This is a genomic window from Delftia sp. WSY_16 (genome assembly GCF_043104415.1).
GTDB classification, from domain to species: domain Bacteria; phylum Pseudomonadota; class Gammaproteobacteria; order Burkholderiales; family Burkholderiaceae_C; genus Comamonas; species Comamonas tsuruhatensis.
Window position 1 is genome coordinate 63,184 of the sequence record NZ_JBICKS010000041.1, and the last position, 24,633, is coordinate 87,816.

The following is a 24,633-nucleotide window of genomic DNA, read 5'->3' on the forward strand; positions in this document are numbered from 1 at the left end:
GTGACGCGGGTGCCAGAGGGATTCCTCAGCGCTTTTTCACCTTGGATGGCTTGCCGCCGCGCTGTGCCGTGGTGACGGCCGTCTTGGCGTTGCGGCTTTGCGGCTGAACGGCCACCTTGCGTGCGGTTCCCGTGGACTTGGCTGCGCGGGCGTTGCCGCCGCTGCTGGCGCGTACCGGCAGATAGGCCACCAGCGACTGGCCTGCATGCAGCGTGGCCGAGGACTTCAGGTCATTCCAGTCCGCCAGGTTGGACACGCTGACGCCGTAGCGGTTGGCCACGCTGATCAGCGTGTCGCGCTTGCGTGCCTTGATGGTGGTGCGGCGCGTGATGATCTCGGGGGCAAAGCTGATCTGGCCGTTGTCGGCCACGTGGCCGGCCACGTCGGCACGCACGTTGGCGCCGCGCGGCACCATGAGCGCGGAGCCGGCCTTGATCAGCATGCGCGGCGGAATGTTGTTGAGGGCGCGCAGGTCGGACTCGCCCAGGCCCACGCGCTGGGCCGCCTCGGCCACGCTGATGGTGGAGGGCACGGTCCAGACGGTCCAGCTCGCGTACTGGCCTTCGTCGAAGGCCTGCATGTTGCGGCGAAACACCTTGGCGTTGTCCCAGGGCAGCAGGATCTCCGGCGTGCCGGCCGCAAAGATCACCGGCTTGCGAAAGCTGGGATTCAGCGCCTTGAAGTCCTCGGTCGATACGTCGGCCAGCTTGGCCACCAGTTCCACGTCGATGTCGCGGGTGATGGTGACGGTCTGGAAGTAGGGGTGGTTTTCGATCACCGGCAGCTCGGTGTTGAATGCATCGGGGTTGGCCACGATGTTCTTGACGGCCTGCAGCTTGGGCACGTACATGCGGGTCTCGGCCGGCATCTGCAGGTCGGTGTAGCCCGTGGGCAGCCCCAGCTTCTCGTTGCGCTTGATGGCGCGGCCCACGCTGCCTTCGCCCCAGTTGTAGGCGGCCAGGGCCAGGTGCCAGTCTCCGAACATGTCATAGAGCTTTTGCAGGTAGTCCAGCGCGGCGCGCGTGGAGGCCAGCACGTCGCGGCGGTCGTCGCGGAAGGCGTTCTGCTTGAGGTCGAAATAGGTGCCGGTGGCCGGCATGAACTGCCACATGCCGGCCGCCTTGGCGGTGGAGACGGCCTGCGGGTTGAAGGCACTCTCGATATAGGGCAGCAGCGCCAGCTCGGTGGGCATGTTGCGCCGCTCCAGTTCCTCGACGATGTGGAACAGGTATTTGCTGGAGCGCTCGGTCATGCGCTGTATGTAGTCGGGACGGCTGGCGTACCACTGCTCGCGGTCCTTGACCAGATCCTGGTCCAGGTCGGGCATGGCAAAGCCCTGGCGTATGCGTACCCACAGATCGCCCGTGGTCTCCAGCGAGGCCACGTCGCCGTTGCTGGCACTGCCTGTGCCCAGCGGGCTCAGCGGCCCTTTGGGATACATGGGGGAGTGGGGTGCGGGGCTGGGGGAGGTATCCGTCGTGCCGGCCAAGTCCGGGCCGCTGGTGGTGGCGCAGCCGGCAAGAACCAGCAGGCTGCCCAGCAGCAGGGTGTGTAGCAGTTTCATCAGAAGACGTTTTTCCATTGGCGCAGGCCGGCCAGCACGCTGGCTGGGTCCTGCTGTCTCACCTGTGCGTCGAAGCCTGCGGCGGCCGCAGCCACCGCGGATTCGCGCGTTCTCAGAAAGGGATTGATGGAGCGCTCGGTCTCCATCAGGGATGGCAGCGTGGGCCGACCGGCCTCGCGCAACGCCTGACAATGCCGCTGGTAGTGAGCCAGGGTTTCGTTGTTTGGTTCCACGGCCTGGGCAAAGCGCAGGTTGGACATTGTGTACTCATGTGCGCAGCACACCAGTGTATTGCCCGGCAGCGAGGCCAGATCGTCCAGCGATTGCTGCATCTGCTGCGCAGTGCCCTCGAACAGGCGGCCGCATCCCCCGGAAAACAGCGTGTCGCCGCAAAACAGCACGGGCTGTGCCTGTGCCGCCGTGCTGTAGAAGGCAATGTGGCCGCTGGTATGGCCTGGCACATCGATGACCTGCCAGGGGCCGCCCAGCGCCTGCACGGCATCGCCTCCCTGCACGCGCTGAACGGGTTCGGGCAACTGCTCGTAGGCAGGACCCCAGACCTGGGCGCCCGTGGCCTGGTGCAGCTGGGCCACGCCACCGACATGATCGGCATGGTGGTGGGTGACTAAAATGCCCTGCAGCTGCAGGCCCAGCCGGTGCAACGTGGCGAGCACGGGCGCTGCATCGCCGGGATCGACGACCAGGGCCTGCCCGGCGTCATGCAGCAGCCAGATGTAGTTGTCGGAAAAAGCAGGAATGGGCAACAGGTTCATGAGCAGCAAAATTATAGGGATGCATCACTGGACGCAATCTGCCCTCGGCCACTACCTGCTGGAATGGGAGCAGCAGCGCTGCGACGAGGCGGTGGCCGATATTTTCGGCTATCACAGCCTGCAGCTGGGCATGCCCATGCTCCAGGGGCTGCGTGCCAACCGCATGCCGCACCGCTGGCTGGCGCTGGATTCCACGCAGGATGCGGCGCCAGCGGACGGCGCCGCCCCGCTGGAGGTTCCCGTGGCGCTGCTGGCCGATCCCGCCGCGCTGCCATTTCCCGAGGCCAGCCTCGACCTGGTCGTGATGCCTCATACGCTGGAGACCTCGCCGGACCCGCATGCCGTGCTGCGCGAGGCGGCCAGGGTGCTGATGCCTGAAGGCCGCATCGTGGTGTGCGGACTCAATCCTGCCAGTTTGCTGGGCGTGCAGCGGCGTGCCGAGCGTGGCGTGTACCTGCCCGATGTGGGCTGGGGCGTGGGTTACTGGCGGCTGCGCGACTGGCTGCGATTGCTGGCCTTCGAGATCGAGGCCGTGCAATTCGGCTGTTATCGTCCCGCCGTGCAGACGGATCGCTGGCTGCGCCGTTGGCAGTTCATGGACCGCGTGGGACGGCTGGGCTGGCCCATGCTGGGCGGTGTGTACTGCGTGGTGGCCGTCAAGCGTGTGCCGGGTGCGCGCATGCTGGAGCCTGCCTGGCGCGGCCGCGCGGTCGTGTCGGGCGCCCCGGTGCCGGTCGCCCGCCGCATGCCGGCACAGGCCGCGCCGGACGGTGATCTGCATTCCAACCGGCCTGGCGGCCGGGCCATTCATATCAAGGATTTTTTTTGAATCAAGTTGTTATCTATACGGACGGTGCCTGCAAGGGTAATCCGGGTCCTGGCGGCTGGGGCGTGGTGCTGGAGGCTGGCAGCGCCAGGAAGGAGCTGTTCGGCGGTGAGCTGAACACCACCAACAATCGCATGGAGATGATGGCCGTGATCGAGGCGCTGTCTGCGCTCAGGCGGCCCTGCGACGTGGTGCTCTACATCGACAGCCAGTACGTGCTCAAGGGCATCACCGAGTGGATCCACGGCTGGAAGGCCAAGGGCTGGAAGACGGCCTCCAAGGAGCCCGTCAAGAACGTGGAGCTGTGGCAGCGGCTGGACGCCCTGGTGCAGGGTGGCGGGCACCGCATCGACTGGCGCTGGGTCAAGGGCCATGCGGGCGATCCCGGCAACGAGCGCGCCGACGCGCTGGCCAACATGGGCGTGGATCAGGCGCTGGGACGCTGAACGCCTTGTGCGGGACAGGTGCAATGCCTGTCCCTTGCTCCTCTTCCCGAGGACTACCTCAAACGCGGTAGATGAAAACCCCAGACACAGGACTCGATGGGTGCGGCTAATATTTCCATAAGTGGAAATTAATGTGCGCCCTGCCAGGCATCTTCCGTGGCGTGGTGTTTGAAATTGCCACTTGTGGAATTTTTAAACCATCTCACGATGAAAGAGCCTTGCGATGAAATACAAAGCAATTGCCGCATTGGCGATGCTGGGCGGCGCGGGAGCGGCGCTTGCCCAGAGTTCGGTGACGCTGTACGGCAGCATGGACCTGACCATGCCCTGGATCAGCGATGTGCGCGGGAGCCGGCTCACGCGCATGGATTCGGCCATCTCCCAGCCTGACCTTTGGGGCCTGCGCGGCTCCGAGGACCTGGGGGGCGGCCTGAAGGCCTCGTTCCAGCTGGAAAACGGATTCCTCACGGACATCGGCTCGCCGATCTCGCCCACCAGCTACTTCAACCGGGCTTCCTGGGTGGGCCTGGACAGCGCTTCGCTGGGCACGCTGCGGCTGGGGCGCCAGGTCGATTTCACGGCCGGCACGCTGAGCCAATGGGGCAATGGCTACCAGCTCTACAACTTCTATCTGTACCACCCGGGCAACCTGGACGGCCTGTCCAGCCAGTTCCCCGTGGACAACTCCGTGGTCTACCTGACGCCGCGCATGGGCGGGATGCAGTTCGGCGCGCAGTATGGATTTGGCGAGGTGCCGGGCCGCTCGCAGGCCAACCGCACCTACAGCGTCATGGGCAGCTATTCCAGTGCCAAGCTCAATCTGGCCGTGGCCTACACCGATGCGCGTGGCCGTGCCTTCGATATCGCCGGGCGCACGGGCCTGGCGAACGCGCTGGGCCAGGACCTGGTGGCGGGCCGGCCGCTGGTGCTCGATACCTTCCAGGTGCTGGGCATCGGCGGCGGCTACCAGCTCGATGCGCTTCCGGTACGGCTCAACGCGCTGCTCACGCGCTCCACGCTCAAGTATGGCGCAGCCTCCAGCCACATGAGCGCGCTCGACCTGGGCCTTGCCTGGCAGACCAGCCAGGCGGTGACCATCAACACCGGCTACTCCTTCAGCCGTTTCGAGCAGACGAAGTGGAACCAGGTCCACCTGGGCGCGCGCTACGCCTTCTCCAAGCGCACGCAGCTGCATGCCTCGGTCACGCACCAGCGCGCCTCCGATGGCGTGGCGGCGATGAATTCCGTGGGCGTTGCCAGCGGGCGCACGCAGACCGTGATTGCAGCAGGCATACACCACTCGTTCTGAGAGGCATGAGACATGCAGCCCGGTCGATGCGGGCGCATTGGAGACCCCACGATGAAATTCACCCTCAATTCCCGAAGCGTGGCCTTTGACGGCGACGGGCAGACCCCCTTGCTGTGGGTGCTGCGCGACCACTTCAAGCTGCCGGGCACCAAGTTCGGCTGCGGCATCAGCATGTGCGGGGCCTGCACGGTCCATGTCGATGGCGAGCCCGTGCGTTCCTGCGTGCTGCCCGTCTCGACGGTGGGCGGCAAGGCGGTCACGACCATCGAAGGACTGTCCAGCAACCGCTCCCACCCCATCCAGAAGGCCTGGATGGACAAGGACGTGCCGCAGTGCGGCTACTGCCAGTCCGGCATGGTCATGGCCGCTGCAGCACTGCTCAAGGCCCATCCGCAGCCCACCGATGCGCAGATCGACGAGGCCATGACCAATCTGTGCCGCTGCGCCACCTACCACCGCATCCGGGAGGCCATCCATGCCGCAGCGTCCAAGCAATGAACGGGGCCGCGTGGCCGATTCGGCCATCTCGCTGCGGCGCAGGCACCTGCTCCAGAGCGCCGCTGCGCTGCTGGTGGCGCCTGCTGCAGGCAGCCTGCTGATTCCGCTGGCGCAGGCCGCGCCGCCGGCAGCCGGTGCGGCGGCGGCAGCAGCCATCGGCGACTGGGTCTGGATCGAGCCTTCGGGCCAGGTGGTGATCGGCGTTTCGCAGTGCGAGGTCGGCCAGGGCATCTACACAGGCCTGCCCCAGGTGCTGGCCGATGAACTGGATGCCGACTGGGCCAGCGTGACCGTGCGCTTCGTCACGGGGCGCGACGCCTATCGCAACGATGCGGGCGAGATGCCGTTCCAGCAGTTCGTGGGTGCCTCCATGTCCATGAACTATTTCTATGAACGCATGCGCCTGGCCGGCGCCCAGGCGCGCGATGTGTTGCTGCGCGCCGGCGCAAGCCGCCTGGGTGTGCGTGCCTCCCAGTGCATGACGCGTGCCGGCCGCGTGCTGCACCCCGCGACGGGCCGCAGCGTAGGCTATGGCGAGATCGTGGCCGATGCCTCCAGGCTGCCCCTGGCCGCGCGGCCGCGCATGAAGTCGGCTTCCGAGCAGGGCCTGATCGGCCGCAACCTGCGCCGTGTGGATACGCCTTCCAAGGTCGACGGCAGCGCGGTGTTCGGCATCGATGTCGAGGTGCCCGGCATGCTGATCGGCGCCGTGCGCATGGCGCCCAGCGTGACGGGGCGCATCGTGCGCATCCGCAACGAGGCAGAGGTGCGCGCGCGCCCTGGCGTGCATGCCGTCGTGCGCACCACGCAGTGGCCCGACCCCGAGCCCAGCACCGTGGTCGTGGTGGCCGACTCGTACTGGATTGCCAAGCAGGCTGCCGATGCGCTGGACATCGAATTCGACGCCGGCGCGGCGGCCGGTGTGGACAGCGAGCGCATCCATGCGCAGTTCGTCGCAGGCTTGTCGAACGACAAGGCCGTCGTTGCCCGCAGCCTGGGCAAGCCGCGTGAAGTGCTGGCGGCCGGCAAGACCATCACGGCCGACTACCACTCGCCCTACATCACGCACGCCACCATGGAGCCGCTGGCCGCCACCGTGCATGTGCGCGACGGCGAGGTCGAGACCTGGGGACCCTACCAGGGCCAGGACTTCCTGCGCGGCGAACTCGGCAAGGCCTGCGGCGTGCCTGCAGACAAGGTGATCGTGCACACCACGTTCCTGGGCGGCAGCTTCGGGCGCAAGTACATGCCCGACTTCGCCCTGCATGCGGCGGCGGCGTCCAAGGCCGTGGGCCGGCCCGTCAAGGTCATCCGCTCGCGCGAGGACGATATACGGCATTCCTACTACCGGCCCGGCGCATCGGGGCGCTTGAGCGCCGTGCTCGGCGCCGACGGCCTGCCGGCCGCGCTGCATGCGCGCATCTCGGGACAGTCGCTGTACGGGGCCATCAACCCCAAGAAGATGGCCGATGCCGGCGGCTGGGACGAGACCATGGTCGAGTCCATCTACGACCTGATCTACGGCGTGCCCAACCTGCTGGTGGATGCCGTGGACGTGCAGCAGCCCATACCGCTGAGCTACCTGCGCAGCGTGGGCACCACGTCCAGCGTGTTCTTCCTGGAAAGCTTCATCAGCGAGCTGGCCCACACCGCAGGCGTGGACGACTACCAGTACCGGCGCCGCCTGCTGGCCGGCCAGCCGCTGGCGCTGGGCGTGTTGGATGCGGCGGCGCGCGCCGCGCGCTGGGAGCAGCCCGCGCCGGCAGGCCTGCACCGCGCCATGACCTTCAACGTCTACACGGGGCGGGGCGAGAGCTTCCAGACCTTTGTCGCACTGGTCATGGAATTGCGTGTTGTGCAAGGCCGCGTGCGGCTGGAGCGTGCCATCTGCGCCATTGATGCGGGCCGCGTGGTCAATCCGGGCCTGGTCAAGGCCAATGTGGAAGGCGGCATCGGCTTTGCGCTGACCAACACCTTCAAGAGCCGGCTGGACTTCGACAAGGGCGCGGTACAGCAAAGCAACTTCCACGACTACCCGCTGCTGCAACTGTCCGAAATGCCCCGCGTGGAGGTGGTCCTGGTCGAAAGCGACCGGCCGCCCCAGGGCTGCGGCGAAGTGGCCCTGGGCCCCACGGCGCCTGCCGTGGCCACGGCCATGTTCCATGCCACGGGCCGGCGGTTCCGCTCCATGCCGCTGCCGCAGGACATCGCGTCCACCTGATCACCCCCCAACCCGCTTTTTTTGAGAAAAGGAATTTCATGCAAGTCGAACACATCACCCCGTGCATAGGATCGGAGATATACGGCATCGATCTCTCGGACCCGGCGCAGGTGCATGACCATGCGGACGCGCTGCGCAAGCTGCTGGCCGAGCGCCAGGTCATCTTCTTCCGCGACCAGACGCTGGACCCTGCGCAGCAGGTGCGCGTGGCCCAGGTGTTCGGCAAGGTCGAGCCCGTGTCCTCCACCTTTCCCTCGCACCCGGACGATCCCCATGTCGAGCTGCTGATCAGCCAGGGCACGCGCACCGGCACCGACATCTGGCATGCCGACCTGACCTGGCAGACCAAGCCGCCCGCCGGTGCCTGCCTCTACGCCGTGGACGTGCCGCCCACGGGCGGCGACACCATGTGGGCCAGCATGACCACGGCCTTTGCTTCGCTGGCGCCCGAGCTGCAGGCCTATCTGCGCACGCTGCGCGCCACCCACAACTGGGAGGCGCCGGCCCTGAGGCAAAGCCTGATGCGCCGCGATCCCTCGGGCGAGGCCTATCGGGCCACGCGCCTCAAGCATCCGCCGCTGGAGCAGCCCGTGGTCCTGGTGCACCCGGTCACCGGGCTGCCCGTGGCCTTTGTGAACTCGCTCTACACCACGCACATCGAGGGCGTGACCAGCGACGAGAGCGCGGCCCTGATCGCCATGCTCAGCGGCCTGGCCAAGGTGCCTGAATGGCAGGTGCGCTTTCGCTGGCGCAAGGGCTCGGTGGCCATCTGGGACAACCTGGCCACGCAGCATTACGCGGTCAACGACTACCACCCCGCAGCGCGGCGCATGCACCGTGTGGCGATACGCCAGGCGTGAGCCCGGCCCCGGCCTTTGCTGAAAATGACAAAACCCACGATGAAAGCCCACCCCATGAAAGCGAAACGCAAAACGCTTGCCCTAGGCATGGCCCTGGCCATGGCCCTGCTGGCCGGTCCTGCCCAGGCGCAGGCCTATCCCCACAAGCCCGTCACCATCGTCGTGGCCTATCCCGCAGGCGGTGACACCGATGCGCTGGCGCGCCTGCTGGGCGAGAAGCTGTCGGCCCGTATCGGACAGTCGGTGCTTGTGGACAACCGCGCAGGCGCCAGCGGCACCATCGGCAGCAGCTATGTGGCCAAGGCGCCGGCCGATGGCTATACGCTGCTGCTGGCGCCCAATACCTTTGCCATGGCCCAGCTGGTGCTCAAGCTGGGCGCAGGCCACGGATATGACGTGCTCAACGGATTCACGCCCGTGATCGAGGTCGGCTCCACATCGCTGTTCCTTGTCGCCGGACCCGGCGCGGGCGTGCGCACGCTCAAGGAGGCCGTATCCGCGAGCCAGGGCCGTTCGCTGGGCTACGCCACCCCGGGCAATGGCTCGCCCATGCACTTTCTGGGCGAGATGGTCCGGCGCGCCACGGGCGCCCGCTTCGAGTCCATCCCCTACAAGGGGGTGGCGCCTGCGGTCACGGACGTGGTGGGCGGCCATGTGCCCTTCACCTACAGCACGCTGGGCTCCATCGCGCCCTACCTGCCCGGCGGCAAGCTCGTGGCGCTGGCCGTGGCCGACGCCCAGCGCTCGCCGCTTGCGCCTGACGTGCCCACGCTGGCCGAGCTGGGCTACAAGGACGTGGAGCTGACGGCCTGGTATGGCCTGTTCGGCCCCAGGAACATGCCTGCCGACGTGGTCAGGCTGCTGAATACGCACCTGAACGAGGTCCTCAAGATGCCCGACGTGGTGGCACGCATGGCCACGCTGGGAACCGTCCCTGTGGGCGGCCCGCCGCAGCGCCTGGGCAAGACCAATGCCAGCGACTTCGAGCGCTTCGGGCGGCTGGTCAAGGAGCTGGGCATACAGTCCGACTGAGGGCGGCGCACCGGACGAAAGGAGGGAGCAGCGGGCGCCGGCGCAAGTCAATCCGGGTGGTGGCCCGGGTGTGGTGGGTGGTCTTGCGCCGGCGCATCCTGCCTGATGCGCTCGGCCAGCAGGTGGGACATGAAGCGCAGATAGTGCTCGACCTGCTGGTCTGCCTGCGGCCCTTCCCCGAACAGTTCGGCCAGCAGCGGCCGTGCCGTGGGCAGGAAGGCCGAAATGCTGAGGATGGCCAGGTGGATGAAGCGCGGGTCCACCTGTGCCGGGTGGCTGGCCTGCGCTCCGTCCATCAGCATGGTCGAGGTCAGCTCCAGCCCGCGCCGCGTGATGCGCTGCAGCGGCGTGCCCGAGGGCGGAGGCTCTTCTTCGCTTTCATAGTGGTAGATCTCGGACAGCGCCAGCCGCTCGAACTGCGGGTGCTCGCGCATGAAATCCAGCCGCAGCAGCAGGCGCTGGTAGACGCGCTCTTCCACCGTGCCCTGCGTCCTGAGCGCCACTTCCATGCGGTTTTGCAGCTCCTGCATCAGGGACTCCGTCACTTCCTGCAGCAGTCCCTTGAGGCTGCTGAAGTAGTAGCGCACCAGCGCCCGCGTGACGCCGGCCGCCGCCGCGATTTCCAGAATGCTCAGTTGCTCCGGCGTGCGGGTCTTGAGCAGGTTGACCGTGGTCTGCAGGATGATGTCCCGGCCGACGGCATCGTCGGCCAGCGGGCGGCCGCTGTTGCGGCGGGGCTTCTTGGGCGCGGAATCGGCAGGCTTCTTTTGGGACGGCATGCGGGCCATTGTCGGCGATACACAGGCAGCGGCTGCGCCGCAAGTGTCAGGGCTGGGCGGTGATGCGGGCCAGCGCGTCCTCGATCTCGCGGGCCTGCTGGGGCCGCACCAGCCTTTGCACCTCCTGCCCGTCACGCAGAAAGACCAGGGTGGGCCAGAGCTTGACGCGGTAGCTGCGTCCCAGGGCCCTGCCGGGGCCGTCTTCCACCTTGATGTGGGCCACCTGCGGGGCGGCATCCAGCGCCTGGGCAATCAGCGGTTGCGCGCGCTGGCAGTGGCCGCACCAGGCGGTGCCGAACTCCAGCAAGGTAGCGCCGGGCAGCGTATCGACGGTGCTGCGATCGGGGGCGTCGGTCAGGTGCTTGGACTGGAAGGGCATGGGGCAATCTCCTGTTAGGGAAAGGCCTGCAGCGGCAGGATGGACACGGTTTCGCCGGCTTGCACGGCAGCGCGCTCATGTTCGAGCACGATGAGGCAGTCGGCCTCGGCCATGGAACTGAGTACGCCCGAGCCCTGCGGCCCCGTGGTGCGCACCATGCAGAGGCCATCGGCGCCCTTGGACAGAATGCCGCGCTGGTACTCGGTGCGGCCTGGCCGCTTGGACAGGGCCTGCGCAGCCACAGCCTGGGGCAGGGCGGCCGGTTCACCGTCCACGGCGGCGGCGCCCATGAGCTGCAGCAGCGCCGGCCGTACAAAGACCAGAAAGCTCACCATGGCAGCCACGGGATTGCCGGGCAGGCCGATCAGTACCGTGGTGCGTGCCGGTGGCCGGCTGGCGGCAAATGGCGTGCCCGCATCGGGCTGCAACAGGCCCACGGCCAGCGGCCGGCCCGGCCGCATGGCCAGGCGCCAGAAATGAACGCTGCCCATGCGTTGCAGCATGGCGCGCGTATGGTCGGCCTCGCCCGCGCTGATGCCGCCGCTGGTCAGCACCACGTCGGCCAGGGAGGCGGCTTCGCGCAGGCGCTCCTGCAAGGCTTCGGGCTGGTCGGCCACCACGCCCAGGTCCAGCACCTTGACGCCCATGCGCTGCAGCAGGCCGATGAGGCTGAAGCGGTTGCTGTCGTAGACCGCCCCTTCGCGCAGCGCCGTGCCGGGGTGCAGGATTTCATCGCCCGTGGAGAAATAGGCCACGCGCAGCCGCCTGCGAACATGCACCTGAGACTGGCCCAGGCTGGCGATCAGGCCCAGGGCTGCCGGATGCAGGCGCTGGCCCGCCGCCAGCGCCACGCAGCCCTGGCTCAGATCCTCGCCGCGCCTGCGGCGGTTGTCTCCGGTGCGCACGCTGCCGGCGGGGATGCGTACATGGTCGGGCGAGGCCGCATCGGCGGGCTCGGTGCGTTCGTGCGCGATCACCGTGTCCAGACCGGGCGGCAGCACGGCGCCCGTCATGATCTTGATGCACTCGCCCGCCCGCACCGTGCCATGCCAGGGCTTGCCGGCCAGGGCCTGGCCGACCACGCGCAGCACCAGCGGGGCGCCGGCCTGCAGCTGGCTGCCGTCGAAGGCATAGCCATCCATGGCGGCGTTGTCATGTGCGGGCACGTCGATGGGGGAGACGATGTCTTCGGCCAGCATGCGGTCCAGCGCGTCGGCCAGCGCCAGTGTTTCCACATCCGCCACCGGGCCCAGGGGCTGCAGCAGGCTGGCCAGCTGGGACAGTGCCTGATCAACGCTCAGGTCCTGGGCGGAGGCGATGGGGGCGGAGGCGGGCTGGAAGGTGGCGGTCATCAGAACGGAATCCGGTGGGGCAAGGCCGGTCACGGCGGCGTCACGGGCACACAGGCCGCGGCCTGCGCCAGGGCCTGCAGCTCCTGCTGCGTGTTGGCGTTGGCAAAGGCCAGCGGGCTGTCGTCCGCGCGATCGAAGAGGGCGGTGGCGCAGCGGTGCTGGCCCGTCCAGGCATCGATCTTGCGGCCGCCCGAACGTATGAAGGACTGCAGGCTATCACGCAGCGATGACCGCATCAGGCAGAACACGGGCTGGGCACGCAGCCTGGATTGATCTGTATCAAGCGAGCGTTCCCAGCCATGGGCGACGACGATGTCGGCCGCAGGCTGCTGCGCCAGCGCAGCCTGCGCGAGCCGCTGTACAAGGTCCTGGGGGAACAGCGGCGTGTCGCAGGGCACGCAGACCAGCCAGGGTGTCTGGCAATGGGTGAGGCCGCTCAGAAAGCCGGCCAGCGGGCCGGGGTAGTCGGGTTCGGCATCGGGCCAGACCGGGGCGCCATAGGGGGCGCCCAGTTGCGCATAGGCCTCGGTATGGCGATTGGCGTTGAGCATCAGATGCCCGACCTGGGGCGCAAGGCGGCTGAGCGCGTGGCCCGCCAGCGGCTGGCCCAGAAAGGGCTGCAGGCCCTTGTCGATGCCGCCCATGCGCATGCCGCGCCCGCCTGCCAGCACGCAGCCCGTGATGTCGCTCAAGGGCAGGGTGTCGGGCAGAGAGGAAACGGGCATGTGTGGCTTGTGATGGAGAAACCGAGGGGAAAGGGAAAGGGAGCCGCGCGCGACGCGCGGGCTCAGCCGCCGATGTAGCTCATCTCTATGCGCCTGCGCTGCGTGTCCGTGCTGGACGGCAGGCTGGCGCGCAGTTCGGAATAGCGGTCGGTGCGCTGCTGCCAGATGGGGGCCAGCGCGGCTGCCACTTCCTCGTCGCTGGCGCCGCTGCGCAGCAGGCTGCGCAGGTCCCAGCCTTCGGAGGCGAACAGGCACAGGTACAGCCGGCCCTCGGTGGACAGGCGCGCACGGTTGCAGTCGCCGCAAAAGGCGTGAGTGACGCTGCTGATCACGCCGACCTCGCCCAGCGAGGGATCGTGCAGGCCCTGCGCATCGGCATATCCCCAGCGCACGGCGGTCTCGCCCAGGCTGCTGGCCTGCAGCGGCACCAGGGGCAGCTCGGCGCGCAGCCGGGCGATGACTTCGTCGGAGGGCAGGACCTCGTTCATGCGCCAGCCGTTGGTCGCGCCCACGTCCATGTATTCGATGAAGCGCAAGGTCACGCCCGTGCCCTGGAAGTGGCGCGCCATGGGCAGGATCTGGTCCTCGTTGGTGCCGCGCTTGACCACCATGTTGACCTTGATGTTGCCCAGGCCTGCCGCCTGGGCCGCCTCGATGCCGGCCAGCACGTCGGAGACCGGGAAGTCCACGTCGTTCATGCTGCGGAACACCGCGTCGTCCAGCCCGTCCAGGCTGACGGTGACGCGGTTCAGGCCGGCCGCCTTGAGCGCCCGGGCCTTGCGCGCCAGCAGCGAGCCGTTGGTGGTCAGCGTCAGGTCCAGCGGATGGCCGTCGGGCGTGCGCAGGGCAGACAGCTGCTCCACCAGCGTTTCCACGTTCTTGCGCAGCAGCGGCTCGCCGCCGGTCAGGCGGATCTTGCGCACGCCATGCTGCACGAACAGGCGGGCCGTGCGCGTGATCTCCTCGAAGCTCAGCAGCGAGCCGTGCGGCAGGTAGCGGTAGTTCTTGTCGAAGACTTCCTTGGGCATGCAGTAGCTGCAGCGGAAGTTGCAGCGGTCGGTGATGCTGATGCGCAGGTCGCGCAGCGGCCGGCCAAGCCTGTCACGCAGATCGCCGGTGGGCGCCTGCAGCAGTCTTGGCACGGTGGCCGGGCGCGTGGGGGCGCGCTCGTCGACCAGGGGGATCACTCGTTCTGCCATGCCCGCGATTTTGCCCGAATGCCTATGTCCAGGCTCTGCGCAAGCCTGCAGATCTTGATCTGCGTCTAGACGCAGCGCGCTCCGTCCACCTCGATGCAGGTGCCGCTGATGAAGGCCGCCTCGTCGCTGGCCAGATACAGCGCGGCATTGGCCACGTCCAGCGCCGTGGAAAAGCGGCCCAGCGGAATCGTCGCGCGAAAGCGCGCGCGGCGCTCCTCGTCCACGGGGCCGCCGGCAAACTCGGCGGCCAGGCCTGTGTCGGGGTTGAAGACGGGGTTGATGCAGTTGACGCGGATGTTCTCCGGGCCCAGTTCCGCGGCCATGGACTTGCTGGTCACGATGACGGCGCCCTTGGAGCCGTTGTACCAGGTCAGCCCCGGGCGCGGGCGCAGGCCTGCCGTGGAGGCGATGTTGATGAAGCTGCCGCCGCCGGGGCGGCCATCGGCCATCGGCGGATTGGCGCGCATGGCCGGCACGCCGTGGATGGCCGAGAGATAAATGCTCTTGACGTTGATGGCATAGACCCGGTCGAACTCGGCCTCGCTGACTTCGAGCATGGGACGGTTGCGGTGCGTCCAGCCCGCGTTGTTGACGAAGACATCGAGCCGGCCGTGGGCCTGCAGTGTGGCGGCCACCAGGGCCTTGACCTGTTCGCCCTGCGTCATGTCCGCCTGCACATAGAGCGCGCGGCCGCCCACGGCGTTGATGGCCTGTGCCACGCGCGTGCCGGCCTCGCGGTCGATGTCGTTGACGACGATATGCGCGCCTTCGGCGGCCAGCCGCATGGCGATGCCGGCTCCTATGCCGCTGCCGGCGCCTGTGACGATGATGGATTTGTCCTGGACACGCATCGGGCTTTGCTCCTCGGTCGGGGGTCAGGCCCCCTGGGTTTCGGTGGTTGCTGTGGTCGCCGGGGTCGGGGTCACGCCGCCTGTGCCGGGCTGCCAGCCCACGAACTGCGGGTAGTAGCGCGCCACGCCGGGGCCATTGAAGTCCCAGCCCAGGCACTGGCCCAGGTGGCGTGGCGGCTGGCTGGGGTCGGCATCGCCAAAGACGCCGGGCACGGACTGGAAGGCTGCCGTGGCCATGTTGAACAGCAGCTCGCGCAGATGCGTGCAGCTGGCCACGCCGCCCAGGTTCTCGTTGATGGCCTTGCGCCATCCGCGCGCCATGCTGCAGCCGACCATTTTCTGCAGGGCCCGCGTGGCCTCGGGGCAGTGGCCCAGCGGATGGGAGTCCATGACGACCTCGATGGCCTGCACCGCCAGGCGGGCATCGACCGTGGTGCGTATCCACATGTGGTGTATGGCCGTGCCGGCCGGCATGTGGCGGCCGCCGCTCAGTTCGATGTCATGGGTCTTGCTGTCGCGCAGCTCGCCTTCGATGTCCCAGAGGCCATCGGCGCGGGCGTAGCTGCGGTAGCGCACGTCGCGTTCATGCTGGGGCGTGCGGTCGGGAACGGGAGACAAGGGCATGGGGAATTCTTCTTTCTGTCGCGTGCGGCCGGCTGGCGCCGGGCACCTTGCGATTTTCCGTCATGCGCCAGGATCAGCCATGCCGTATGGCGACGGTCTTCAGCGTGGTGAAGCCATAGAGCGCCTCGAAGCCCTTTTCGCGGCCATGGCCGCTGGACTTGACGCCGCCGAAGGGCAGCTCCACGCCGCCACCCGCCCCGTAGTTGTTGACGAAGACCTGGCCGCAGCGCAGGCGCCGCGCCAGGCGCAGCTGGCGCGCGCCGTCACGGGTCCACAGGCCGGCCACCAGGCCGTAGGCCGTGCCGTTGGCCAGTTGCACGGCATGGTCCTCGTCATGGAAGGGCATGGCGCAGAGCACGGGGCCGAAGATCTCTTCCTGCGCCAGCCGGTGCTCGGGTGGCACGTCGCGCAGCAGGGTGGGCGCCTGGTAGAAGCCGCTGTCGGGCGCATGCTCCACGATCTGGCCCTGCGCCACCACGGCAATGCCTGCCACCTGGGCGTCGGACAGGAAATCCCAGACACGCTGCTGCTGGCTGGCGCGGATCAGCGGACCCAGGTCCAGGTCCATGGCGGCCGGACCCACGCGCAGCGCCTCGAAGGCCTGGCCCAGGCGTTCGAGCAGCGGCTCGTAGATCAGCGAGTCGATCAGCACGCGCGAGCCTGCCGAGCAGGTCTGGCCGGCGTTCTGCACGATGGCGTTGACGATGGCCGGCACGGCGGCGTCCAGGTCCGCGTCCGCGAACACGATCTGCGGACTCTTGCCGCCCAGCTCCAGCGTGACGGGGCAGTGCCGTTCGGCCGCAGCCTGCTGGATCAGCGTGCCCACGCCGGGGCTGCCCGTGAAGCTCAGGTGGTCCACTCCTGGATGGCGCGCCAGGGCCTCGCCCACCTCGTGCCCCAGGCCGGTGACCACGTTGAAGGCGCCTGCCGGAAAGCCGACCTCGGTGGCCAGCCGCGCCACGCGCAGCACGGACAGGCAGGCGTCTTCCGAGGGCTTGACCACGCAGGTATTGCCCGCGGCCAGCGCCGCGCCCACGCTGCGGCCCAGGATTTGCATGGGGTAGTTCCAGGGGACGATATGGCCGGTCACTCCGTGGGGCTCGCGCCAGGTCAGGGCGCTGTAGCCTTGCTGATAGGGCAGGGTCTCGCCGTGCAGCTTGTCGCAGGCGCCTGCATAGAACTCGAAGTAGCGCGCCAGCGCCAGCGCATCGGCGCGGGCCTGGCGCGTGGGCTTGCCGCAGTCGCGCTGCTCGATGGCCGTGAGTTCATCGGCATGCTGCAGCACGCTGCCCGACAGGCGCATCAGCAGGCGCCCGCGTTCGGCGGCCGAGAGCTTGCTCCAGACGCTGTCCTGGCATTCGCGCGCAGAGCGCACGGCCAGGTCGATGTCCTGGGGCGAGCCGCGTTGGAGCTCGTCGAAAGCCTGCCCGTCCGACGGGTCCAGCACGGGGATCGTGCGTCCCGATTCCGTAGGCACGGACGCATTGCCGATGTGGTGGTATTGCATGGAGCCCGATTGTGGGGCGCCCGGGACGCTTGTCCAGTCCCGGGCGTTGCAGCGCGCCTGCCTACTGCGCAGGCCAGCCCGCGTCGCGCAGGCCTTGGCGGTCCAGCACCTCCATCTTGCCGCGCCGCAACTGCAGGCAGCCGGCCAGTTGCAGCTCCTGCAGGATCTGGTTGGTGGTCTGGCGTGACAGGCCCAGCATGCGCGCCAGCTGCTCCTGGGATACATCCAGCTCGCGCCGCCAACGCTGGCGGCCCTGGCCGTCGGGCTGCCACTGGTCAAAGCCTTCGGCCATGCGCACCAGGCGCCGCGCCAGGCGCTGGGGGGCCGGCAGCAGCGTGTGCTCTTCCAGCGCCACCAGGCACACGCGCAGCTTGTCCGTCAGCAGTAACGCCAGCGCTTGCCAGTGTCCGGGGTGGGCGGCCAGCCACTCCATCAGCGGTGCCTGGGGCACGTGAAGCACGATGCAGGCCGTGGCGGCCTGGGCATCGTGCGTGCGTTGTGCGCCATCGAACAGGGCAATCTCTCCCAGCCACATCGGCGGCTCCACCAGGGCCAGCAGCGCCGTGCGGGCCTGCTCGCCGCAGGCGGCCGTGCCCGAGATGCTGAGGGCGCCACGCGCCACCGCGTACAGGCCACAGGGCGGGTCGCCCCGGCGAAACAGCCAGTCGCCTGCGGCCAGCGTGCGGGGCTGGGCCAGTGCCTTGAGCTGCGCGGCCAGCTCTGGCGGCAGGGCGTGGAACCAGCGGCCTGCCTCGACGGTGGCCCAGAGATCGGCCATGCCCGGCGGACCGGCCACTGCGCGGCGCCGTACGCCGCGCGTGGCGGCGGCAGTTGCCGTGGCTGCCGGAGCTGCCGGTGCGGGTAAGCCCGAGGTGTGCGATGAGGCTTGTGTCGGATCCATGACAGACGCCAATCCTTGATGACACCACCATGGTTGCGCAACATCCACTGCCGGTGCAGCCTATGAAAACCCTCATCGACCAACTGTCCCAGTACGCGGACTATCACCGTGATCCACGCAACATCCTCACGCACTTCTTTGGCGTGCCGCTGATCATGTGGGCCGTGGTGATCCTGCTGGCACGTCTGCAATGGGCGATGCCATTGGGCGACGGCCTGCCTGCCCTGCCGCTGAGCCTGGCCTTGCTGGCGGCGCTGGCGGCAGGCATCTACTACTGTTTGCTGGACCTGCGCTACGGCATTGCCATGGCTGTGGTGCTTGCCCTGATGCTGGCCTTGGCACAGCCCATCGCCATGCTGCCGTTGGGGGCTTGGCTGGGATGGGGGCTGGGCATCTTTGCCGTGGGCTGGGTGATCCAGTTCGTGGGCCACTACTACGAGGGCCGCAAGCCAGCCTTCCTGGACGACATCCTGGGCCTGGTCATCGGACCCCTGTTCGTGCTGGCCGAGCTGGGCTTTGCACTGGGCCTGCGCCGCGAAGTGCAGTATGCGGTGGAGCAGCGCAGCGGCCCCGTGCGCCGGCGCGCGGGCGGGGCACACGCCTGAGACCGGGCGCTGCAAGCTTGGCGCAGGCTTGCGCCCTTAGCATGGCGGGCGTTCCTGCGGAGCCATCCGTGGGGGCGTGTGCCTGCGCCTAAAATCACGCTGCTATCCCCTGCGGGGGCTCTTTCGTTTCAACTCTGCTTATCCATCATGTCTTTCGACAAAGTCACACCGGGCAAGAACGCTCCTGAATCCTTCAACGTCGTGATCGAGATCTCGGCCAACTCCGATCCCATCAAGTACGAAGTGGACAAGGAAAGCGGCGCCGTCTTCGTGGACCGCTTCATGGGTACGGCCATGCACTACCCGGCCAACTACGGCTATGTGCCCCAGACGCTGTCCGGCGACGGCGATCCGGTGGACGTGCTGGTGATGACGCCCTTCCCGCTGCCCCCAGGCGTGGTCGTGGCCTGCCGCCCCATCGGCATCCTGCTCATGGAAGACGAGTCCGGCGTGGATGGCAAGGTCCTGGCCGTGCCCACGCAAAAGCTGCTGCCCGCCTACGACAAGATCAACACGCTGGAAGACATCCACGAGATCACCCTCAAGCAGATCCAGCATTTCTTCGAGCACTACAAGGACCTGGAAAAGGGCAAGTGGGTCAAGGTTCTGGGCTGGAAGGGCGTGGACGAGGCCAAGAAGGAAGTCGTGGACGGCATCGCCAACTACAAGGGCTGATCCCTTTCACTCCCGTCGAGGGAGTCTCAACTGCGCTGAGGTAAATGCCCGCTTCGCAATTGATACAATTTGAAACGCACCCGGTGCCTAGGCGCCGGGTGCGTTTTTTGTTTTGTCATGGATCAGGGTTTGGACAGATCAATCAGGCGCTGATGGGGACATCGGCCCGGGAGCGAGCAAATGAAGGTGGCAGATTGGCGCATGGGCACGAAGCTGGGCATGGGATTCCTCGTCATGGTCCTGTTCTCGGCGGTTCTGGGGGCGGTAGCCTGGTTGCAACTGGCGCAGATGCACCGCAACGCATTGCATTTGTCGGATGTGGCCCTGCCCAGCATGTTCCATGCGGGCGCCATGCGATCCGAATACAACCGCCTGCGCCGCCACGAGGCCGGCATTGCCTCCGCGCGCAGCCTGGCCGAGGTCGATGGCTTTGCCAAGCAGGTGCAGGACCGGCTGCAGACCATTGGCGAGCATGAGACGGCCCTGCGTTCGCTGATCGACCAGCAGGCCTTGCGCGCGGCCTTCGACGACTACCTCGGCTTCAAGCAACAGTTCCTGGCCATGCATGCGCGATTGCTGGAGCGTGCGCGCGCCGGCAACTATTCCACCACCGAGGAGCAGGCCTTCATGGCCGACGAGATGGGGTTGATGTTCGCCGGCGAGTCCGAGGCGCAGTTCGGCAAGCTGGCCGAAAGCGCCGGCCGCCTGCTGACCCTGCAGCGCGAGGCGGGTGAGCGGGCGCGACAGCAGGCGCAGGCAGGCTTTGACCTGGCCCGCATCTGGGTGCTGGGCACGCTGGCCGCGGTGGTGGCGATTGCGGCCCTGGTGGGCTGGGCCATCACGCGTGCTGTCACCGGCCCGGTGGCCCAGGCCGTGGCCGTGGCGCGCAATGTGGCGGCCGGCCATCTGGAAAAGCCGGTCACCAGCCGGCGCCGGGATGAAATGGGCCAGCTCATCAACGCACAGGAGGACATGCGCCGCAAGCTCGCCGAGCTGGTGGGCGATGTGCGCGGCAATGCGCACGGCGTGGCGCTGGCCGCTGGCGAGATCGCCCAGGGCAATGCGGACCTGTCGGCGCGCACCGAAAGCCAGGCCAGTGCTCTGGAAGAAACCGCAGCCTCCATGGAGCAGTTGGGCGCCACCGTGCGCCAGAACGCGGACAACGCGCGCCAGGCCAACCAGATGGCTGCCTCCGCCTCGGGCATTGCCGCGCGTGGCGGCGAGGTTGTGGCCCAGGTGGTGGACACCATGAAGGGCATCAACGACAGCAGCCGCCAGATCGCCGACATCATCGGCGTGATCGACGGCATTGCCTTCCAGACCAATATCCTGGCGCTGAACGCCGCCGTGGAGGCGGCCCGCGCTGGCGAGCAGGGCCGGGGCTTTGCCGTGGTGGCCGGCGAGGTGCGCACGCTGGCCCAGCGCAGTGCCGAGGCGGCCAAGGAGATCAAGGCCTTGATCCAGGCCAGCGAGCAGCGTGTGGAGCAGGGCACGCAGCTGGTGGACAAGGCCGGCGAGACCATGTCCGAAATCGTCGCCGCCATCCGGCGCGTGACCGACATCATGGGCGAGATCAGCGCCGCCAGCAGCGAGCAGAGCGCGGGCGTGGCCCAGGTGGGCGATGCCATTACGCAAATGGACCAGGCCACCCAGCAGAACGCCGCCCTGGTCGAGCAAAGTGCGGCCGCTGCCCAGTCGCTGCAGCAGCAGGCGCGGGCCATGGTGGCATCGGTATCGGTGTTTCGCACGGCGCCGGAAGACTCGACAGCGGTCCCCGAGGTGGCTGAGACCGCCAAGGCGGCCGTGGCGGTGCCGCGCGCAACGGCGGCCGCCCCTTTGGCATCACCGCCGGTCCTGGCGCCCATCGCAGCCCGGCCAGCGAAACATGCCACGCCAGCCCAGGTCAGCAGGACCGCAACCGCCGACGACGAGGAGTGGGCCGCGTTCTGAGGCCTTGCCCGCAGCTGCGCCCCATCCTCTGGCGGCCCCATGCCCTGCATGGGGCCGCTTTCTTTTTGCGTGCTGCGTTGAGCTTGCTCACGCCGGGTGGCAGGAGGCTGTGGCGCAAATCCTCCAGTGAAGGTTTCTGCCTACTGCAAGTACCTGAACTTGTCCTGAACAATGCTTGGATACTGGCAGAATGTAAATAGATGTAGTCCTATTCTTACAGATTGAGGAACGGCCGCTCCTGGCCTCGTTCGCTCGGAACGAAGGGATATCCCATGATTACCTTGTTCTCATGGCCGCCTGGCCTGGCGGCCATCGGCCATCCAGCAGACCGCGCTCCCGCGGGGTCCCGTCCTCCCCCTCTCCAAGCCTTGCCTGCCAGCTGCCATCGGCCGGTGCGGCTGGCCTGTTTCTGCAAGGTTCGCGCCGGGCCTGGCTGATAGCCTGCCCATGGCGCGAGACAGAGCAAGACGCAACAAGATGACGGGACCTCTACAAGAGAGATGAATGTGAAAAACCTCAAGATTTCAACGCGCATGCTGGGCACCTTCGGCCTGCTGGTGCTGCTGCTGCTGGCCGTGGTGGCCGCGGCCCTGGTGCAACTGCGCTCCATGCGCACCAGCATGGAAGTCATCACCGGCAATGCCATGCCCAGCGTGGAAGTGATCAACCAGATAGGCACCGATGTCGTGCGTACCCGCTTGCTGGAGGTGCGCCACGTCAACAATGATGATGTCGCCTACAAGACCGATTCGGAAAAGCAGCTGGAGCAACTGCAGCGCCGCCTGGCCGAGCGCAAGAAGGCCTACGAGCCGCTGCTGTCTTCCGACGAAGAGCGAAGGCTCTACGCCCAGCTGCTCCAGGAACGCGAGCGCTACCAGCAACTGAGCCAGCAGGTGCTGGCGCTGTCACGCCAGGGCGAAAAGGAAAAGGCCCAGGCCGTGCTGGGCGGCGAGTCGCTGAAGCTCTACAACGATTCGTCGAACACGCTGGATCTGCTGGTCAAGCTCAACAGCGATGCGGCCGTGCAGGAAAGCCGCAATGCCGAGGCTGTCTATGGGCGCTCGGTCGTCGTCCTCAGCGTGGCGGCGCTGGCCGCCGTGCTGCTGGCCGTGCTGGCCGGGCTGTGGCTGACGCGCTCCATCCGCACGCCGCTGGCCCATGCGGTCGATGCCGCAGACCGCGTGGCCAATGGCGATCTGGGCGGGACCATTCACATCGACCGCCATGACGAAACCGGCCTGCTGCTGGGCGCGCTGCAGCGCATGCAGTCCAGCCTGGTGCAGACCGTGCGCAGCGTGCGCCAGAACGCCGAAGGCGTGGCCTCGGCCAGTGCGCAGATTGCCTCCGGCAATGCCGACCTGTCCAGCCGCACGGAGGAGCAGGCCAGCGCGCTGGAGCAGACGGCTGCATCCATGGAAGAGCTGGGCTCCACCGTGCGCCAGAACGCCGACAACGCACGCCAGGCCAATCAGCTGGCGCTCAATGCATCCAGCGTTGCGCGCCGCGGCGGCGACGTGGTGGCCGAGGCCGTGGAAACCATGAAGGGCATCAATGACAGCAGCCGGCGCATCGGCGACATCATCGGCGTGATCGACGGCATTGCCTTTCAGACCAACATCCTCGCGCTCAATGCCGCGGTGGAGGCTGCGCGTGCCGGTGAGCAGGGCCGGGGCTTTGCCGTGGTCGCGGGCGAGGTGCGCTCGCTGGCGCAGCGCAGCGCCGAGGCGGCCAAGGAAATCAAGGCGCTGATCACGGCCAGCGTGGAGCGTGTGGAGCAGGGCTCGCAACTGGTGGACCGCGCAGGCACGACCATGACCGAAGTGGTGGCTGCCATCGGCCAGGTCACCGACATCATGGGCGAGATCAGCGCGGCCAGTACCGAGCAGAGCTCCGGCGTCGCCCAGGTCAGCGAAGCCGTCACGCAAATGGACCAGACCACGCAGCAAAACGCTGCCCTGGTCGAGGAAAGCGCGGCCGCCGCTGCCTCGCTGCGCAAGCAGGCGCAGGACCTGGTCGAGGCCGTGGCCGTGTTCCAGCTGCCGCGCGGTGCCATGGACAGCCATTCGCATGTGCCCAACAGGGTGGTGGCGCAGGCCGGCGCCGCGCCACGCGCCGCAGCGCAGCCTGTCCGGCCGAACCCGCCGGCCAGCCCCGCACGGCCTGCGGCTTTGGGGGGCGGCGGTGCTGCAGCGGGTGGCGAGACACTGGCCCGCCGGCTTGAGCGCGATGCCACGCCTCCCATCCAGCCACGCCCTGGGCCCGCAGCAACAGGCAAGCCGGCTCCGCGCCAGCCCGGTCAGGGCGATGACGACTGGGAAACCTTCTGAGCCTCAGTCCTGGCGCAGCGGGCTGTGCGCCTGCAGCTCCTGCAGGTAGCCGGCCATGCCTTCGCCTTCGCGGTCCAGAAAGCGCGAGATGGCGTCGGCGAAGGACGGGTGGGCAATCCAGTGGGCGCTGGGCGTCACCACGGGCAGCAGCGCCCGCGCCATCTTGTGTTCGCCCTGGGCGCCTCCCTCGAAGTGCGCAATCCCGCGTTCTATGCACCAGGCGATAGGCTGGTAGTAGCAGGCCTCGAAATGCAGGCAGTCCACGCGCTCCAGCGCGCCCCAGTAGCGGCCGTAGGCCGTACCCTGCGGGATGTGCGGGATCTGCGGCGTGTCGCGGTCGCAACTGCCGGCCGAAAGCCGTGCGGCTGCCGCATCGAGTGCGATCAGGCTGCAGGCCATGGGTTGGCCGTCGCGCTCGGCGACGAACATCAGCCAGTTCTCGGGCATCTGGTGCGCCATGGCCTCGAAGAAGGCCGGCTGGAGGTACGGGGCGTTGCCGTGTTCCAGATAGGTGCGTTCGTGGCAGCGGTAGAAGAAGGCCCAGTCCTGGGCGCTCATGTCGGGGCCGTGCACTGCTCGAAAGCGCACGCCGGCCTCGTGCACCTTGCGCCGTTCCTGGCGAATCTTCTTGCGCTTTTCCTGGTTCAGCGTGGACAGAAAGTGGTCGAAGTCCCGGTGGCCCGCGCCCCCGGCGTTCTGGTTGCTCCAGTGGAACTGCACGGTGCTGCGCTGCATCCAGCCGTCGGCGTCGCAGGCTGCCAGATCCTCGGCATCGCTGAACAGCAAATGCAGGGAAGACAGCTGCTGCGCCTGGGCCCATTCGCGCACGGCGCGCACCAGGGCCGCACGCAGCAGCGGCGTGCGTGCCAGCAGCCGGCTGCCTGGCACAGGCGTGAAAGGCACGGCGAGCACGCCCTTGGGGTAGTAATCCAGCCCATGCTGGGCGTAGGCGCGCGCCCAGGCAAAGTCGAACACGTACTCGCCATAGGAATGCGCCTTGGCGTAGACCGGGCAGGCGGCGACCAGCTCGCCGCCCTGCCAGAGCGTGACCACGCGGGCGGCCCAACCGGTTTGCGGCACGGCGCTGCCGCTGGATTCCAGCGCGCTCAGGTACTCGTGGCGCATGAAGGGGGTGGGCGCAGCCTGCGATGCCAGCAGCGCATTCCAGGCCTGGGCATCGAGCTGCTGCACGCTGTCCAGCACGCGGGTGATAATTGCGGTTTCAGCCAT

The 24,633-nt window shown here is 67.8% G+C and carries 23 protein-coding genes; 11 read left to right on the plus strand and 12 right to left on the minus strand.

Translation table 11 applies throughout. From position 1 onward, the window contains the following. Positions 1 to 25: 25 nt before the first annotated feature. Positions 26 to 1,564 carry a transglycosylase SLT domain-containing protein gene (locus ACF8O7_RS25025; protein WP_070080956.1) on the minus strand — a complete coding sequence of 513 codons (1,539 nt, stop codon included), beginning with the start codon at positions 1,562 to 1,564 and terminating at the stop codon, positions 26 to 28. Then, positions 1,564 to 2,337: a hydroxyacylglutathione hydrolase gene (gloB, locus tag ACF8O7_RS25030; RefSeq protein WP_016447443.1), complete on the minus strand. Its 774-nt coding sequence runs from the start codon at positions 2,335 to 2,337 to the stop codon at positions 1,564 to 1,566. Before gloB ends, ACF8O7_RS25025 begins: the two co-directional genes overlap by 1 nt. Before the next feature lie 19 nt (positions 2,338 to 2,356). On the opposite strand from gloB, the gene ACF8O7_RS25035 reads away from it, so the two are divergent. The 7 genes from ACF8O7_RS25035 to ACF8O7_RS25065 all read left to right on the plus strand — a co-directional run bounded on the left by ACF8O7_RS25035 (position 2,357) and on the right by ACF8O7_RS25065 (position 9,529). Beyond that, positions 2,357 to 3,166 carry a class I SAM-dependent methyltransferase gene (locus ACF8O7_RS25035; RefSeq protein WP_252652189.1) on the plus strand — a complete coding sequence of 270 codons (810 nt, stop codon included), beginning with the start codon at positions 2,357 to 2,359 and terminating at the stop codon, positions 3,164 to 3,166. Further along, on the plus strand, positions 3,163 to 3,609 hold the full coding sequence (gene rnhA / locus ACF8O7_RS25040; RefSeq protein WP_016447441.1) for a ribonuclease HI: 447 nt from the start codon (positions 3,163 to 3,165) through the stop codon (positions 3,607 to 3,609). Before ACF8O7_RS25035 ends, rnhA begins: the two co-directional genes overlap by 4 nt. 223 nt (positions 3,610 to 3,832) lie before the next feature. Continuing rightward, the gene (locus tag ACF8O7_RS25045) at positions 3,833 to 4,918 is read left to right on the plus strand and encodes a porin (protein WP_034365538.1); all 1,086 of its coding nucleotides are present in this window, start codon (positions 3,833 to 3,835) and stop codon (positions 4,916 to 4,918) included. A gap of 51 nt (positions 4,919 to 4,969) precedes the next feature. Continuing rightward, positions 4,970 to 5,416, plus strand: coding sequence for a (2Fe-2S)-binding protein (locus ACF8O7_RS25050; RefSeq protein WP_017404538.1), 447 nt, complete (start codon positions 4,970 to 4,972; stop codon positions 5,414 to 5,416). Then, positions 5,394 to 7,637, plus strand: a complete 2,244-nt coding sequence (locus ACF8O7_RS25055; protein ID WP_034365534.1) for a xanthine dehydrogenase family protein molybdopterin-binding subunit — start codon at positions 5,394 to 5,396, stop codon at positions 7,635 to 7,637. The genes ACF8O7_RS25050 and ACF8O7_RS25055 overlap by 23 nt, the downstream gene beginning before the upstream one ends. Before the next feature lie 38 nt (positions 7,638 to 7,675). Then, on the plus strand, positions 7,676 to 8,497 hold the full coding sequence (locus ACF8O7_RS25060) for a TauD/TfdA family dioxygenase (RefSeq protein WP_047326769.1): 822 nt from the start codon (positions 7,676 to 7,678) through the stop codon (positions 8,495 to 8,497). A 54-nt stretch (positions 8,498 to 8,551) separates the two neighbouring features. Next, positions 8,552 to 9,529 (plus strand): tripartite tricarboxylate transporter substrate binding protein, encoded by a 978-nt coding sequence (locus ACF8O7_RS25065; RefSeq protein ID WP_026062757.1) that lies wholly within the window; start codon positions 8,552 to 8,554, stop codon positions 9,527 to 9,529. 47 nt (positions 9,530 to 9,576) lie between these two features. On the opposite strand, the gene ACF8O7_RS25070 is transcribed toward ACF8O7_RS25065, so the two are convergent. From ACF8O7_RS25070 to ACF8O7_RS25110, 9 genes are all read right to left on the minus strand, one after another. Further along, positions 9,577 to 10,308 carry a TetR/AcrR family transcriptional regulator gene (locus tag ACF8O7_RS25070; RefSeq protein WP_227472562.1) on the minus strand — a complete coding sequence of 244 codons (732 nt, stop codon included), beginning with the start codon at positions 10,306 to 10,308 and terminating at the stop codon, positions 9,577 to 9,579. A 46-nt stretch (positions 10,309 to 10,354) separates the two neighbouring features. Further along, positions 10,355 to 10,687 carry a thioredoxin family protein gene (locus ACF8O7_RS25075; protein WP_034365530.1) on the minus strand — a complete coding sequence of 111 codons (333 nt, stop codon included), beginning with the start codon at positions 10,685 to 10,687 and terminating at the stop codon, positions 10,355 to 10,357. Between the two features lie 14 nt (positions 10,688 to 10,701). Then, positions 10,702 to 12,039: a gephyrin-like molybdotransferase Glp gene (gene glp / locus ACF8O7_RS25080; protein WP_126312148.1), complete on the minus strand. Its 1,338-nt coding sequence runs from the start codon at positions 12,037 to 12,039 to the stop codon at positions 10,702 to 10,704. Between the two features lie 29 nt (positions 12,040 to 12,068). Further along, the gene (mobA, locus tag ACF8O7_RS25085; protein ID WP_074921390.1) at positions 12,069 to 12,764 is read right to left on the minus strand and encodes a molybdenum cofactor guanylyltransferase MobA; all 696 of its coding nucleotides are present in this window, start codon (positions 12,762 to 12,764) and stop codon (positions 12,069 to 12,071) included. A 62-nt stretch (positions 12,765 to 12,826) separates the two neighbouring features. Beyond that, positions 12,827 to 13,963, minus strand: coding sequence for a GTP 3',8-cyclase MoaA (moaA, locus tag ACF8O7_RS25090; RefSeq protein WP_016447431.1), 1,137 nt, complete (start codon positions 13,961 to 13,963; stop codon positions 12,827 to 12,829). Between the two features lie 65 nt (positions 13,964 to 14,028). Beyond that, positions 14,029 to 14,814 carry an SDR family oxidoreductase gene (locus tag ACF8O7_RS25095; protein ID WP_016447430.1) on the minus strand — a complete coding sequence of 262 codons (786 nt, stop codon included), beginning with the start codon at positions 14,812 to 14,814 and terminating at the stop codon, positions 14,029 to 14,031. Between the two features lie 24 nt (positions 14,815 to 14,838). Next, positions 14,839 to 15,438: a DUF2889 domain-containing protein gene (locus ACF8O7_RS25100; protein ID WP_126312147.1), complete on the minus strand. Its 600-nt coding sequence runs from the start codon at positions 15,436 to 15,438 to the stop codon at positions 14,839 to 14,841. Positions 15,439 to 15,511: 73 nt separating this feature from the next. Next, a complete protein-coding gene (locus tag ACF8O7_RS25105) occupies positions 15,512 to 16,945 on the minus strand; it encodes an aldehyde dehydrogenase family protein (RefSeq protein ID WP_016447428.1) in 1,434 nt (477 codons plus the stop codon). 61 nt (positions 16,946 to 17,006) lie between these two features. After that, entirely contained in the window at positions 17,007 to 17,846 is an 840-nt protein-coding gene (locus ACF8O7_RS25110; RefSeq protein ID WP_016447427.1) for a Crp/Fnr family transcriptional regulator, read from the minus strand. A gap of 62 nt (positions 17,847 to 17,908) precedes the next feature. Between ACF8O7_RS25110 and ACF8O7_RS25115 the strand changes: the two genes are divergently transcribed. The 4 genes from ACF8O7_RS25115 (at position 17,909) to ACF8O7_RS25130 (ending at position 23,403) form a co-directional block, all read left to right on the plus strand. Then, on the plus strand, positions 17,909 to 18,451 hold the full coding sequence (locus ACF8O7_RS25115) for a DUF962 domain-containing protein (RefSeq protein ID WP_047326773.1): 543 nt from the start codon (positions 17,909 to 17,911) through the stop codon (positions 18,449 to 18,451). Positions 18,452 to 18,598: 147 nt separating this feature from the next. Further along, the gene (gene ppa, locus ACF8O7_RS25120) at positions 18,599 to 19,126 is read left to right on the plus strand and encodes an inorganic diphosphatase (protein WP_013801496.1); all 528 of its coding nucleotides are present in this window, start codon (positions 18,599 to 18,601) and stop codon (positions 19,124 to 19,126) included. 180 nt (positions 19,127 to 19,306) lie between these two features. Beyond that, on the plus strand, positions 19,307 to 21,076 hold the full coding sequence (locus ACF8O7_RS25125) for a methyl-accepting chemotaxis protein (protein ID WP_392444551.1): 1,770 nt from the start codon (positions 19,307 to 19,309) through the stop codon (positions 21,074 to 21,076). A 500-nt stretch (positions 21,077 to 21,576) separates the two neighbouring features. Continuing rightward, positions 21,577 to 23,403, plus strand: coding sequence for a methyl-accepting chemotaxis protein (locus ACF8O7_RS25130; protein ID WP_126312145.1), 1,827 nt, complete (start codon positions 21,577 to 21,579; stop codon positions 23,401 to 23,403). A 3-nt stretch (positions 23,404 to 23,406) separates the two neighbouring features. On the opposite strand, the gene ACF8O7_RS25135 is transcribed toward ACF8O7_RS25130, so the two are convergent. Further along, the gene (locus tag ACF8O7_RS25135) at positions 23,407 to 24,633 is read right to left on the minus strand and encodes a GNAT family N-acetyltransferase (protein WP_047218371.1); all 1,227 of its coding nucleotides are present in this window, start codon (positions 24,631 to 24,633) and stop codon (positions 23,407 to 23,409) included.